Raw genomic sequence first — 14,036 nt, 5'->3', positions numbered from 1 at the left:
CTCCTGTCGGCGGGCGTCGACACGCCCGCGTTCTCTTGGTCGGTCCTCCTCCACGGTTACCACAGTGGCTCGAGTCTGCCAGCGGCCGGCAGGGCACAACTGATCTCCATCGGGCTAGGTTGGTGTGGTGGCTGAACTTCTCATCGATCCCGATGGCCTCGCTGACGCGATGCTTTCCTCGACGCCGCCGGTCGTGCTCGACGTGCGTTGGCAGCTAGGCGACCCGGATGGGCATCAGCACTACCGTGCAGGGCATATCCCCGGTGCCGTATTTGTCGACCTTGACGTCGAGTTGGCCGGGCCGCCCTCGCCGGAATCGGGTCGGCACCCGCTGCCTGAGTTAGCCGACCTGCAAGGCGCCGCCCGACGTTGGGGTATCGATGACGACGTGCCGGTCGTCGTGTACGACGACTCCGGCAACCTTGCCGCCGCCCGTGCCTGGTGGTTGCTGCGATGGGGAGGTATCGCCGATGTCCGCATGCTCGACGGCGGGCTGGGCGCGTGGCAATCGGCGGGCTTCCGTGTATCGCAAGGGGATACCGAACCCCGTTCCGGCGCAGTCACATTGACGGCCGGGCACCTACCCAGCGTGACGATCGACAATATCGGTATCGGCGGCGACACCGACGCCCAACTACTGGATGCGCGAGCGGCCGAGCGGTACCGCGGTGAGATCGAACCGGTCGATCCACGGGCCGGACACATTCCGGGTGCGATCAGTGCGCCGACGGCGGAGAACCTCGCGGCCGACGGCACCTTTCGATCACCCGACGATCTGCGCGTGCGTTTCGCCACGTTGGGAATCAACGACGGGGACGATCCCGTTGTGTATTGCGGCTCGGGAGTCAACGCCGCACATCAGATCGCGGCGTTGCAGATCGCCGGATTGCGCGGGACTCTGTTCGCCGGTTCGTGGTCTCAATGGTCCGCCGACCAGGCGCGTCCGGTTGCCACCGGAGCCGACGAAACCGCTCTAACGAAGGAGAACCTCCGATGACATCTGGTCGTCAACTGCAGTCGCTCATTACCTCCACGGGCGAGCTTGCGCTATCTTTCGCCGAAGTCGAGATCGGTGAACCCGGGCCCGACGAGGTAGTCGTCGAAGTGCAGGCCGCGCCGCTCAATCCTTCCGACCTCGGCCTGATGTTTGGGCAGGCAGATATCTCGACCGCAACCTCGACCGGTGTGGGAGCAGATCGCGTCGTCACCGCGAGTGTGCCCGAGCGCGCCCTGCCTAGATTGGCAGCGCGCCTGGACAAGTCGCTGCCGGTCGGCAACGAAGCCGCTGGCATCGTGATCGATGCGGGATCGTCGGAGGCAGCGCAGGCATTGCTCGGCAAGACGGTCGCCATGATCGGCGGAGCGATGTTCGGCGAGTACCGGACACTCAATTACCGCATGTGCCAAGAACTTCCGGCCGGGACAACCGCTGCGGACGGTGCGTCCTGGTTCGTCAACCCGATGACCGCACTGGCGATGGTTGAGACGATGCGTCGTGACGGCCATACCGCGATCGTCTTCACCGCGGCGGCGTCGAATCTTGGGCAGATGCTTAACCGAGTCTGTCTGGAAGACGGCATCGGGATCGTCAATATCGTCCGAAGTGAGGCTCAGCGGCAGATTCTGGAAGAGATTGGCGCACAGCATATTGTCGACTCCACCGCCGAAACCTTCCGGGCTGATCTCACCGCGGCGATTGCCGCGACCGGCGCGACGGTCGCCTTCGACGCTATCGGTGGCGGAACTCTGGCGAGCGATATTCTCAACGCGATGGAGGCGGCGCTGAGCGCCGACGCCACCGAGTTCAGTGTGTACGGGACCAACATCCATAAGCAGGTCTATATCTACGGGTCCCTCAATCCCGGGAAGACCGAACTTGCTCGCGGATTCGGATTCGCCTGGGGCGTAAACGGTTGGCTGCTTGCCCCGACCCTGGCGAAGCTGGGCAACGACCAGTACCGGCTACGCGAACGAGTCGTGAATTCACTGACCACGACATTCGCCAGCAACTACACCCAACAGATTTCGCTTCTCGACGTTCTCGACCCCACCGTGATGGCGTCTTATAGTCAGCAGAAGACCGGCGAGAAGTACTTGATTGTCCCAAACTTGGGCCGATAGTCAGTTTAGGCTGCGAAATCCTTTGAGCCGCAGGCTATTTCCTACGACGAACACGCTGGATAGGGCCATCGCGGCACCGGCGAGCATGGGGTTGAGCAGTCCAAACGCGGCCAGTGGGATGGCGGCGACGTTGTAGGCGAATGCCCAGAACAGGTTGGTCTTGATGGTGCGTAACGTGCGCCGCGACAGACAGATCGCGTCGGCCGCACCGCGTAGGTCGCCGCGCACGAGCGTGATGTCAGATGCCTCGATAGCCACATCGGTTCCAGTTCCCATCGCGATACCGAGGTCGGCTTGAGCAAGTGCCGCAGCGTCATTCACGCCATCACCGACCATCGCCACGACTTTGCCGTTGGCCTGCAATTCCTTGATGACGTCGACCTTTTCGGCGGGCAGAACCTCCGCGACAACGTTGTCGATGCCGACCTCTTGGGCGATTCGAGTGGCGGTGGATTTGTTGTCTCCGGTGAGCAGAATCGGCGCCAGCCCGAGGTCGGTCAGCTGTGAAATCGCCTGCGCACTAGTCGGTTTCACCGTGTCGGCAACAATCAGCACGGCTCGGGCGGACCCATCCCAGGCAACCGCGACGGCTGTCTTGCCCGCACTCTCGGCACGAGCTTTATCGGCGGCGAGACCCTCGGTCAACGGCTGTGACCAATCGGCCAATAATGATTCACGTCCGACGATTACCGCGTGGCCGTCAACTGATCCCTGTACGCCCTTGCCTTCGATATTGCTGAATTCCGAAGGCGCAGGGAGACTTCCGACTTCGTCGCGCGCTGCCCGTGCGATCGCGGCGGCGATCGGGTGTTCGGACGAGTCCTCGACCGCACCGGCCAATCGCAAAACCTCGTCGCGACGTACGCCGGGCGCGGTCGCCACTTCGACGAGTGCCATCGCTCCGGTGGTCACCGTGCCCGTCTTGTCCAGCACGACGGTGTCCACCGTCCGCGTTGATTCAAGTACTTCGGGCCCTTTGATGAGGATCCCTAATTGGGCTCCGCGACCTGTGCCGACCAAAAGTGCTGTCGGCGTGGCTAATCCGAGCGCACACGGGCACGCGATGATGAGCACCGCGACGGCTGCGGTGAATGCCGCGGTCCATCCGAACCCAGCTCCCAGCCAGGCCCCGAGCGTGGCGGTCGCGATCGCGATGACAATCGGCACGAAGATGCCCGAGATTCGATCGGCGAGACGCTGCACGGCAGCTTTGCCGGACTGCGCGTCCTCGACGAGCTTCGCCATCTGGGCAAGCTGTGTATCCGAACCGACGCGAGAGGCTCGAATCAGCAGGCGTCCACCGGCATTCATCGTCGCGCCCGTTACCGAATCACCCGGGCCAACCTCAACCGGGGCCGATTCGCCGGTCAGCAATGACAGGTCGACGGCTGATGTGCCGGTTACGACGACTCCGTCGGTCGCGATCTTCTCGCCGGGCCGTACGGCGAACTCGTCGGCGACGCGCAGGTCATCGATCGGAATACGGGTCTCGCTACCATTGCGCACTACCGCAACATCTTTCGCGCCCAGGTCGAGTAGTGCGCGTAACGCCGAACCGGCATTTCGCTTGGCCCGTTTCTCAAAGTATCGTCCGGCCAGGATGAAGGTAGTGACGCCGGCGGCTACCTCCAGGTAGATATTGGCGGCGCCGTCGGTCGGCGAGACGGTGAAGCTAAAGCCGTGAGTCATGCCCGGCTCACCGGCGCTGCCGAAGAACAGTGCGTAGAGCGACCAGCCGAATGCCGACAGAGTGCCCAAGGAGATGAGTGTGTCCATCGTCGCGGCGCCGTGTCGCAGGTTTGTCCACGCCGCCCGATGGAAGGGCCATGCCGCCCACAGCACAACCGGCGCGGCCAACGTCAGCGACGCCCATTGCCAGTTGGTGAACTGCCAAGCGGGAATCATGGCGAGTGCGATCACCGGAAGCGATAACACCACCGCCCCAATGAGCCTCTGCCGCAACGAAAGTAATTCTCGCGCCGCGGCATCGAGACCCGGTTCGGTGTCGTCGGTGGCTGCCGGCAGCGCAGCGGAGTAGCCGGCTTTCTCCACTTCGTCAACGAGAAGCGCCGGGTCGTAACCGGCAGGTGCGTCGACACTTGCCTTTTCGGTTGCGTAGTTGACCGATGCGCTTACGCCGTCGAGTTTGTTGAGTTTGCGTTCGATGCGATTGGCGCAGGACGCGCAGGTCATGCCGCCGATTTCGAGTTCTATGGTCATCGATGTGCTCCGTGATCTTGCTCAGGTGCGGGTGAGCCCGCGGCGTCGGCGTCGAGCACGAACGATGCGGTACGAACGACGCCGTCGACCTGAAAATCGAGGTACAGCAGATAGCGTCCGACACTGGGCGCCGTCGCCATGAAGTCGATGCGCGGTCCCGATCGGTCGGCCGCCGCCGGCGCGTTACCCATCGCGTGGACGTGAAGGTAGGCGAGATCGCCCTGCCGAAGTGCGACCAAATGACCGAATGCGCCCAGATAGGGCTGCAAGGAGGTGACCGGCTCACCGTCGTGGGAGATGTCAACTGCCAGTTCACTCGACGTCCCGGCTCGTAGGTTGCCCGATAGCGTCGCGGTGTAGCCGCCGACCGTGCTCGAGGTGACCGTGGCGGCGCGCGGGGTGGGCCGCAGATCGCCGGCCACGTCGACGGTACGGCTCAGAGTGACCGAGTCGGTGCCAGTCGCGGGCGTGAAGTCGACATATGTGCGGTAGGTACCGGCTTCGGTCCAGGTCCACGGCATCGACCAGACGCCGGTCGCGGTGTCGAGGTGTGGGTGCACATGACGGTATTCGCTACCGTCGGTGCGCACGGCTATCAGATGCAGTTGTTTGCCGTGGGCGGTGGCGTATTTCGTCAACGGTGCTCCGGTGGGGTCGTCGATACGAAATGACAGCGTTCCGCCGACGTCGGTGACTCGTGGAGCGGTCAACGTGGTCAGGACGTAGCCACCATTCGCGGTCGACAGCCCCATCATGTCGGTTGAGGGCATCGACTCGTGATCGCTGTGTTCATTACTCGGCGCGGTCCACCGGGAGACCGCATCGTCGGAAACCAGTGGCCTAGCCACCGCGAATGATATTCCGAAGATCGCCAGCAGTCCTGCGCCGTATAGCCCGAGTCGGCCAGCCGTGTTCATTGTGATCGCACTCCTCAATGGATACCCCTCTAGGGTATACCTCGTGCCATCTTGTATACCCCTATGGGGTATCGGTTCGCAACAGTTCGGCTGCGTGAAGTGGCCTGCGTGTACTTCCTGAGAGTTACATGGGTAGTTCTCCCCATTGGCATAAGAGTGGCCGTCGAGTTCAATAAGTCCGTTACCAACTACCGATAAAGGGGACACCCATGACGAAGTCAATCCGCCGAGTTGTGACCGGTGCGTTGCTTTCACTTATAGCTATCGTCGGCCTGGTCAGTGTGCCTTCGCAGGCGTCCGCCGCGCCAAACTACTATGGCTCGATCGCTATTTCCGTCCGTACCGGGAATGCGTCATACGCGATCGACTTCCCGTCGCCCGCGTCGGCGAAGCGCGCCGCTATCCGCAAATGCGGCGCCCGTGACTGCCAGTGGGTTGTCTTGATGCACAACAACTGTGGCGCCGCCGCGCAGCAGCCATACACCCGCCGCTGGGGCTGGGCATATGGGCCCACTCGCAACCGCGCGGTCAACGCGGCGCGGAACGCGGCCGGCCGCGGCTCACGCACCATCGTGTGGGCGTGCACCACTCGTCCGCGCTACTGATGTAAGACAGAACCCCGGGGATTAGAAAACACCCCCGACCCACACTGGGTCGGGGGTGTTTTGTTTGTCCCTACTGGAACTGCCCCCGTGGTGGGAGCAGGCGGCGATATAGCGTCTGCGCGCGTCAGGGGGACATTTCCAGGACCGCCGATGTCCCGACATAACGCACATAGCCGACGTAAGGCGTGCCTGGTCGGACTGATCGTGCGTGTTCATCATGTGGCCGCGGGCGTCGAGTCCTAAGGTTGGCTGTTGTCATCGACGCCGAGACCGAGGAGCCGACGTGTCCACTAAACCTGTGAGCGCACCGACCATGCGAGAACTCACGCTACGGGGCATAGTCCTTGGTGGCTTGATCACGTTGGTCTTCACGGCGGCCAACGTATATCTCGGACTCAAAGTCGGCCTGACCTTCGCCACCGCCATCCCCGCGGCGGTGATTTCGATGAGCATTCTGCGATACTTCGCGAATCACACCGTGATCGAGAACAACATCGTGCAGACCATCGCATCGGCCGCGGGCACTCTTTCGGCGATCATCTTCGTCCTACCCGGCCTGGTGATGATCGGCTGGTGGGCTGGCTTCCCCTACTGGATCACCGTCGCGGTCTGTGCGATCGGCGGGATTCTCGGCGTCATGTATTCCATCCCGCTACGTCGCGCACTGGTGACTGGATCGGATCTCCCATATCCGGAAGGGGTAGCGGCCGCGGAAGTTCTGAAGGTGGGCGATACGACTCAGGGCGTCGAGGAGAACCGGCTGGGTCTGCGGGTGATCACGCTGGGAGGCGTTGCCGCGGCTGGCTTTTCGCTGTTGGCGGCCCTTAAGGTGGTCGCGAGTTCACTGTCGGCGACCTTCCGCGTCGGTGCGGGTGGCTCGATGTTCGGTGCGAGTCTGTCGTTCGCGTTGATTGGTGTCGGGCATCTCGTTGGCTTAGCTGTCGGCATCGCAATGCTTGTGGGACTTGTCATTTCGTTCTTTGTACTGCTGCCTATCCGCAGTGCGCACAATCCGCTGCTTAGCAGCGAGTTCGCCGATACGGTCAGCGGCATCTTTACTCACGAGGTTCGGCTGATCGGCGCCGGGGCGATCGCCGTGGCCGCGATCTGGACGCTGCTGAAGATCATCGGACCCATTGCCCGTGGCATCAAAGCGGCGATAGCGTCATCGCGTGCTCGCCGGCAAGGTTCTCTGGTAGCGCTCACCGAGCAGGACATCCCGATTCAGTACGTGGTGGGAGTCGTCCTCGTTTCGATGATTCCGATCGGACTTCTCTTGTGGGACTTCACAATAGGCAGCCCGCTGGAAGGCGGAGCGGTCGGAATTATCGCGACCAGCATTTGCTTCGTGCTGGTGATCGGACTGCTCGTCGCATCGGTCTGCGGCTATATGGCTGGTCTGATCGGTTCATCGAACAGCCCGATCTCCGGCGTCGGAATTCTCGTGGTCCTGATCGCCGCGATTCTCATCAAATTCACCTTTGGTGAAACGACGGACAGCCAAACCACCGCGCTCATCGCATTCACCCTGTTCACATCGGCGATCGTGTTCGGCGTGGCGACCATATCTAACGACAATCTGCAAGATCTGAAGACCGGCCAGCTCGTCGGGGCGACACCGTGGAAGCAGCAGGTGGCGTTGGTGATTGGTGTTGTGTTCGGGTCGGCGATCATTCCACCGATCCTGCAACTCATGCAGACGGCATTCGGCTTCCAAGGCGCGCCCGGGGCCGACGACAACGCTCTCGCGGCTCCGCAGGCGGCGCTTATCTCGACGTTGGCACAAGGAGTTCTCGGCGACGACCTGGATTGGGGGCTCATCGGCCTCGGCGGCGCGATCGGCGTTGTCGTCATTCTCGTCGACGAGGTGTTAGGGCAAACGACGAAGAAGCTCCGACTACCGCCGCTCGCCGTCGGCATGGGTATGTACCTGCCGATGTCATTGACGCTGATCATTCCGCTCGGTGCGATCATCGGCCGCTTCTACGATCGTTGGGCTGAGCGGACCGGCGACAACGTCGAGCGGAAGAAGCGGATCGGCGTGCTGTTGGCGACCGGCCTGATTGTCGGCGAGAGTCTCTTTGGCGTGGTGTTCGCGGGCATTGTGGCTGCTACCAGCGATGACGAGCCGCTGGCCTTGCCGTTCATCGGCGAGGGGTTCACCCACTGGGCCGAGGCATTGGGTGTCGCTGTATTCGTCTTGCTAGTGGGCGCTCTCTACAAGACGACACAGCGGTGGGCGAATCGGTCGACAGGCGAGCACGAAAAGACCAATCTCGCGAAGTAGGTCGACCCGGTCGCCCTGCGTGTAGCCGGCTCCGAAGAATTACATATTATATTTAATCGACGCGCCCGGACAGTTCGTGGCGGCGAGCGATTGGATTTTCATGAGTTTGACCTCTGACGAGCAGGACATGGTTGCGCTGGTCGCCGATTTCGTCGACCAGCGAGTTCGGGGAAATGTCCGCGAGTTCGACGAGAACGACATCTACCCCGAAGAGTTCATCGACGAAATGAAACGGCTCGGCTTCTTCGGATTGCTGGCACCCGCGGAGTACGGCGGCGTCGACATCAGCACTGCCGCTTTCGCCAGGGTCACCGAAGAGCTGGCGCGTGGCTGGATGAGCCTGGCCGGGGCAATCGGAGGCCATTCGGTTATCACCTATCTCATCAAAACCTTTGGCACACAAGAGCAGAAGAACAACTACCTACCGAAGATGGCGGATGGGTCGATTCGGGCCACCATGGCGCTGACCGAACCCAGCGGCGGTAGCGACCTCCAAGCGATGCGGACCTACGCGACTCCCTCGTCGGAGGGTTACTCGATCACCGGCTCAAAGACCTGGATTTCCAATGCTGCTCATTCCGGGCTTATCGGCCTGCTGTGTATCACCGACCGCGAAGCCTCACCCGCGCACAACGGGATGAGCGTAATCCTGGTCGAGCCGGGCGAGGGGCTGACGATCTCTAAGAAGCTACCGAAGCTCGGCTACCGTGGCGTCGAGGCATGCGAACTCGTCTTCGACGGGCGCGAGGTGCCCGGCACCGCGGTGTTGGGTGGTGTGCCACATCTGGGCTGGGGTCAGATGATGCGCGGCTTGGAAGTCGGCCGAATCCAGGTTGCCGCACGGGCTTTGGGCGTCGGACAGGCCGCGCTCGACGCCGCGATCCGATACGCGCAGGAACGGGAGTCATTCGGCAAACCGATCTGGAAACATCAATCGGTCGGCAATCTGATCGCCGATATGGGTACTAAACAACAGGCCGCCCGACTGCTGACTCTCGACGCCGCGCAGAAACTGGATCGCGGCGAGCGCGCCGACCTGGAGGCCGGAATGGCAAAGCTGTTCGCCTCGGAGACGGCGATGCAGATCGCGTTGGACTCGATCCGCGTCCACGGCGGATACGGCTACTCGAAGGAATACGACGTCGAGCGCTACTTCCGGGATGCGCCACTGATGATCGTCGGTGAGGGAACCAACGAGATCCAGCGCAATGTCATTGCGGCACAACTGATCGCGCGAAACAAGATCTGATCAACGTGGGGAAGGAGAGTCGCCGATGAGGGCGCAGTTATCCGAAGATGTCGCGGCCTATGTGCGCGAACTCATCATCTCCGGCCAAGTCCGGCCGGGCGATTTTCTGCGCACAGAGCCAATCGCATCGGCTGTCGGTGTCAGTAATACTCCTGTGCGAGAAGGGCTTTTACTGCTGTCGGGGGAGGGGTTCGTCGAGCTGGTGCCCCGCCGGGGTTTCGTCGTCGCTGACTTCAGCCCACAGGATGTGCACGACCTGTTCTGGGCACAGGCCGCACTTGGCGCCGAATTAGCTTCTCGCGCAGCGCGAAACATCACCGACGAACAGCTGACGCAGCTGACTGAACTTTACGCACGTCACCTCGCGGCGATGGAGGTTGACGCGTCGTCGGATGCCGCGATCTCGTTAGGTCACGAGTTTCACCGGACCATCAATCTGGCCGGCAACTCGCGTCGCCTCGCGCAGATGCTCGGCATGATCGTCAAGCAATTGCCGAATCGCTTCTACAACGACATCGAAGGCCATGTCGAAGACATCTGCGACGCGCATCCGAAAATCCTTGCCGCACTGCGGGAACACGACGCACCGCGCGCCGGCGAGCTGATGCGGGACCACATCATGTCCGGCGCACAAGAGGTGATCGCGATGTTGCGCAAGCAGGGAATCTGGGACGAAAGCGCCTAGGGAGTGAGAGGCCAGGCAGAAGGGCCCAGGGAGTAAGAGCCTAGGGAGTAAGTACGACGAGTGTTTCGGCAACGCAGGCGGGTTTGGTGGCACCGTCGGCGGTGACTACGTATTTCACGGTCAGCACCGCACCGGCTGAGCTTTCGGTCAGATCGGTGAATGTCGCGGTAGCGCGCAGAACGCTGTCGACCGGGACCGGCGAGGGGAAGCGGACCTTGTTGGAGCCGTAGTTGATCTTGGCGCCGCCGAAGCCGAGGGAGAACAAACCGGCGCCAAGGAGCGGAATCAACGACAGCGTCAGGTAGCCGTGCGCGATGGTGGTCCCGAACGGGCCGGCCGCGGCACGTTCGGCGTCGATGTGAATCCACTGGTGATCGCCGGTGGCGTCGGCGAAGGCGTTGATTCGGTCCTGCGTGATCGTGAGGGGCTCGCTCGGGCCGATCTCTTCGCCGATAGCGTCACGGATCTCGTCGAGCGAGGTGAAGGCGCGGGTCATGGCTGGGCTCCTTTGCTCAGGGTCAGTTCGATTGCGGTTCGGGTGCCGGCGTCAGGGCCGAACAGTTCGACGTTATGCCCCGCCGAAGTCACGGTCGAGCGCAGGTGTGCCGATTGCCCACAGAACAATGGCGCCCGGTTGCGATGTGTAAGCGTTGTAATCCGGCTCGCCGATCCGGCGAGCCGATGTGCTTCGGCTAGAGCGAGAGTCATCAGTGGTCCGTGCACCACCAGGTCGGGATATCCTTCCACCCCGGTTGCGTACGGCCAGTCATAGTGAATTCGGTGAGCGTTGGCGGTTGCTGCGGAGAATCGCATGAGCAAGGTGGGGTCGGTGCGAAAATCCCATCTGCCCGCGCCAGCGGCGACCAAAGGTGGCCCGACGGGGCCACGGGCAGGCGGCAGGGCCGGACCAACATACTGTTCCACCGCTGCTGGCACCTCGGCTTCCCGATAGATCAGATTCTGCTTTTCGGTGACGGCAGGCTCATCGGCGGCGGTGAACAGTGTCGTCGACACCACGACGATCACCAATTGGCCACTGCGACCGTTCTTTTCGGTCACTGATTCGACTATCGACTCACGCCGCACCGTGTCGCCGACGCGTAGGTCGGCCATGAACGACACTTCACCGCCGGCGAACATCCGTCGAGGTAGCTCGACCGGCGGTAAGAAGCTACCGCGGAATGGGTGGCCGTCGGCGGCTAGTTGCGATGACGGACTCCACCGCGGCAGCGCGACCCAATGCCACAGTGGCGGAAGGATATTGCCCACCGCTGGCGTCGGCAGGCCGTCGTCGAATAACGAAGCCAGCGCGGCTACGGGTCCCGGGTCGATCAATTCGTGGGTGGTGATCGGGCGAGCGGTCCAGTTGTTCATATTCCTCAAAAGTTCTCTAGCGCATCGAGCGACTGCCACGGCACTCGGTGCCGACCATTACGCATAATATATTATCGAGGCGTTACCGCGCCTGCCGCGACCGGCAGTTGACGAGAGGACCGTAATGCGAGAAGTCGTAATCTGTGAGCCGCTGCGTACACCGGTTGGCCGCTACGGCGGAAGTCTCAAGGATGTGCCGACCGCTGATTTGGCATCGCATGTCGTACGAGAATTGGTGTCGCGCACGGGAATAGACGGAGCGGCTATCGACGATGTGCTCTTCGGTCAGTGCTATTCCAACGGGGAGGCGCCGGCGCTCGGCCGCATCGCTGCCCTCGACGCCGGGTTGCCCGTAACGGTTCCCGGGCAGCAACTTGACCGGCGCTGTGGCTCGGGCTTGCAGGCGGTGCTCGACGCCGCTATGCGAATCCAGACAGGTATCTGCGACGTGGTGATTGCCGGTGGCGCCGACAGTATGAGTCAAGCCGAGCACTATGCCCTCGGCCTCCGTTTTGGTTTCCCGGGTGAGCAGACGCCGCTGAGCGATCGGATTGCCCGGGGCCGGATCACCGCCGGTGGCCGCGACTATCCGGTACCCGGCGGGATGCTGGAAACCGCGGAGAATCTGCGCGCCGAGTATGCGATTAGCCGCGACGCCCAGGACCGATTAGCGTTCGCATCTCATCAGCGTGCCGTTGCGGCACAACAGAATGGGCTATTCGACGACGAGATCGTGCCGATCACGGCATCGACCCGTAAGGGCGACGTGGTGGTGGATAGCGACGAACATCCTCGACCGGACGTGTCGATGGAAAAGTTGGCATCGCTGCGACCGGTTCGGCTCAAGATAGATCCTGACTCCACCGTCACCGCTGGCAATGCGAGCGGCCAGAATGATGGTGCGGCAGCATGTTTGGTGACCACGCGCGAACGCGCCGACGAGCTTGGCCTCCGCCCGCTGATCCGACTGGTGACCTGGGCTGCCGCCGGGGTGGAGCCGTCGCGGATGGGAATTGGTCCGGTACCGGCCACCCGCACGGCACTCGAGCGGGCCGGCCTGAGTATCGCTGATATCGACCTCATCGAACTGAACGAAGCATTCGCGGCGCAGGTTCTCGCATGTACGACCGCGATGGGGCTGGGGGACAAGGACTTCGACCGCATCAATGTGAACGGTTCCGGCATCTCACTGGGCCACCCCGTCGGTGCGACCGGCGTACGCATTCTGGCCACGCTGGCTCGCGAGATGGACCGTCGACAGGTACGTTTCGGACTGGAGACGATGTGCATCGGCGGTGGGCAGGGATTGGCCGCCATCTTCGAACGAGTCGCATAAGGAGATGCCGTGAGCGACGTCGATGACCCGATGGTGATGCCTCTGTCTGGACTGCGCATCGTCGAGTTCGCGAGCTTTGTCGCGGGACCGTCGGGCGGAATGTCGTTGGCGCAGTTGGGCGCCGATGTAATCCGTGTTGACCCGATCGGCGGTAACGTCGATTACCGACGTTGGCCGTTGGCGCCGTCGGGCGAGAGTTTGTATTGGACCTCACTCAACCGCGGGAAGCGCTCGGTATCGATCGACGTTCGCAGTGCGAGCGGGCGAGAGTTGTTGTTGGCCTTGGCAACTGCCCCCGGTCCCGACGCGGGGATCGTCGTCGACAACAATGTCGGGCGGCCATGGTTCTCCTATCAGGCACTCGCGCAACGGCGGGCCGACGTCATCCGAGTCCATGTCGAAGGCACGGCCAGCGGTGGAGCAGCGGTGGACTACACCGTGAACACCGCCGTGGGTATCGCCGACATGACCGGTCCGGCGGATAGTCCGCTGCCGGTGAATCATGTTCTGCCCGCGTGGGATCTGATAGCGGGGCAGACGGCGACGACCGCTTTGCTCGCCGCGGTGCGTCGACGAGACCGGAGCGGTGTCGGATCGTATATGCGGATCGCGCTGGCCGATGTGGCGCTCGCGGCGGTCGCGAATCTCGGCTGGCTCTCCGAGGCGGCCCAGTACGGTGATCGCGCTCGGCACGGTAACTACATGTACGGGACTTTCGGTGTCGACTTCGCGACCGCTGATAGTCGCCGACTGATGCTGGTGGCGTTGACGCCGCGCCAGTGGAGTGCGATCGGCATCGCTACTGAAACATCGGATGTATTTGTAGCACTGGAGAATTCACTGTCCGCCGACTTCACGACCGATGAGGGACGCTATGCGCACCGCGAGGTGATCGCGGCGGTGTTGCGTCCCTGGTTTGCTGCTCACACCTATGACCAAGCGGGCGCCGCGCTCACCGATGCGGGTGCGTTATGGGGACCATATCGGACGATGGCAGGGGTGGTGGCTGATCACCGTGCCGGTAGAGCCGACGAAGCCGTTCTCGTCGACGTCGAGCAGCCGAATGTCGGGACGGTCATCTCGTCGAGTTCGCCGATCCGATTCGATTCGCACTACAGCGGATCGGTGCCGGCTGCGGAGTTAGGTCAGCACACCGACGAAGTGTTGGCCGAAGTGCTTGGGTTATCCGACGCGGAATTGGGGCGGTTGCACGACGCTGGGACGGTTGCGTAAGTCGGCGGC

At 62.6% G+C, this 14,036-nt stretch carries 12 protein-coding genes; 8 read left to right on the top strand and 4 right to left on the bottom strand.

What is annotated here, in order from left to right; translation table 11 throughout:
- The first annotated feature begins 127 nt into the window (after positions 1-127).
- Together GOEFS_RS15965 and GOEFS_RS15960 are read left to right on the top strand one after the other, a co-directional pair.
- Positions 128-997: a sulfurtransferase gene (locus GOEFS_RS15965; RefSeq protein ID WP_040525287.1), complete on the top strand. Its 870-nt coding sequence runs from the start codon at positions 128-130 to the stop codon at positions 995-997.
- Positions 994-2,121, top strand: coding sequence for an MDR/zinc-dependent alcohol dehydrogenase-like family protein (locus GOEFS_RS15960; RefSeq protein WP_007318968.1), 1,128 nt, complete (start codon positions 994-996; stop codon positions 2,119-2,121). Before GOEFS_RS15965 ends, GOEFS_RS15960 begins: the two co-directional genes overlap by 4 nt.
- On the opposite strand, the gene GOEFS_RS15955 is transcribed toward GOEFS_RS15960, so the two are convergent.
- Together GOEFS_RS15955 and GOEFS_RS15950 are read right to left on the bottom strand one after the other, a co-directional pair.
- Positions 2,122-4,341 (bottom strand): heavy metal translocating P-type ATPase, encoded by a 2,220-nt coding sequence (locus tag GOEFS_RS15955; RefSeq protein ID WP_007318967.1) that lies wholly within the window; start codon positions 4,339-4,341, stop codon positions 2,122-2,124.
- Entirely contained in the window at positions 4,338-5,258 is a 921-nt protein-coding gene (locus tag GOEFS_RS15950) for a DUF8832 domain-containing protein (RefSeq protein WP_007318966.1), read from the bottom strand. The genes GOEFS_RS15955 and GOEFS_RS15950 overlap by 4 nt, the downstream gene beginning before the upstream one ends.
- A 209-nt stretch (positions 5,259-5,467) precedes the next feature.
- Here GOEFS_RS15950 and GOEFS_RS15945 point away from each other — a divergent pair, with 209 nt between their 5' ends.
- The 4 genes from GOEFS_RS15945 to GOEFS_RS15930 all read left to right on the top strand — a co-directional run bounded on the left by GOEFS_RS15945 (position 5,468) and on the right by GOEFS_RS15930 (position 10,084).
- Entirely contained in the window at positions 5,468-5,863 is a 396-nt protein-coding gene (locus GOEFS_RS15945; protein ID WP_007318965.1) for a DUF4189 domain-containing protein, read from the top strand.
- A 283-nt stretch (positions 5,864-6,146) separates the two neighbouring features.
- On the top strand, positions 6,147-8,150 hold the full coding sequence (locus tag GOEFS_RS15940) for an OPT family oligopeptide transporter (protein WP_007318964.1): 2,004 nt from the start codon (positions 6,147-6,149) through the stop codon (positions 8,148-8,150).
- A 100-nt stretch (positions 8,151-8,250) separates the two neighbouring features.
- Positions 8,251-9,399, top strand: a complete 1,149-nt coding sequence (locus GOEFS_RS15935; protein ID WP_007318963.1) for an acyl-CoA dehydrogenase family protein — start codon at positions 8,251-8,253, stop codon at positions 9,397-9,399.
- Positions 9,400-9,424: 25 nt separating this feature from the next.
- Positions 9,425-10,084 carry a GntR family transcriptional regulator gene (locus GOEFS_RS15930; RefSeq protein ID WP_007318962.1) on the top strand — a complete coding sequence of 220 codons (660 nt, stop codon included), beginning with the start codon at positions 9,425-9,427 and terminating at the stop codon, positions 10,082-10,084.
- Positions 10,085-10,124: 40 nt separating this feature from the next.
- Here GOEFS_RS15930 and GOEFS_RS15925 read toward each other — a convergent pair whose 3' ends face one another.
- Entirely contained in the window at positions 10,125-10,580 is a 456-nt protein-coding gene (locus tag GOEFS_RS15925) for a MaoC family dehydratase (RefSeq protein ID WP_007318961.1), read from the bottom strand.
- Positions 10,577-11,458: an HTD2 family dehydratase gene (locus tag GOEFS_RS15920; RefSeq protein ID WP_007318960.1), complete on the bottom strand. Its 882-nt coding sequence runs from the start codon at positions 11,456-11,458 to the stop codon at positions 10,577-10,579. Before GOEFS_RS15920 ends, GOEFS_RS15925 begins: the two co-directional genes overlap by 4 nt.
- Positions 11,459-11,582: 124 nt before the next feature.
- Between GOEFS_RS15920 and GOEFS_RS15915 the strand changes: the two genes are divergently transcribed.
- Positions 11,583-12,794: an acetyl-CoA C-acetyltransferase gene (locus GOEFS_RS15915; RefSeq protein WP_007318959.1), complete on the top strand. Its 1,212-nt coding sequence runs from the start codon at positions 11,583-11,585 to the stop codon at positions 12,792-12,794.
- Between the two features lie 30 nt (positions 12,795-12,824).
- Positions 12,825-14,027, top strand: a complete 1,203-nt coding sequence (locus GOEFS_RS15910; RefSeq protein WP_040525286.1) for a CoA transferase — start codon at positions 12,825-12,827, stop codon at positions 14,025-14,027.
- The last annotated feature ends 9 nt before the right edge of the window (positions 14,028-14,036 follow it).

It is taken from the genome of Gordonia effusa NBRC 100432, from assembly GCF_000241305.1.
In the GTDB taxonomy this organism is placed as follows: domain Bacteria; phylum Actinomycetota; class Actinomycetes; order Mycobacteriales; family Mycobacteriaceae; genus Gordonia; species Gordonia effusa.
This window is presented reverse-complemented; position numbering and strand designations above follow the sequence as displayed.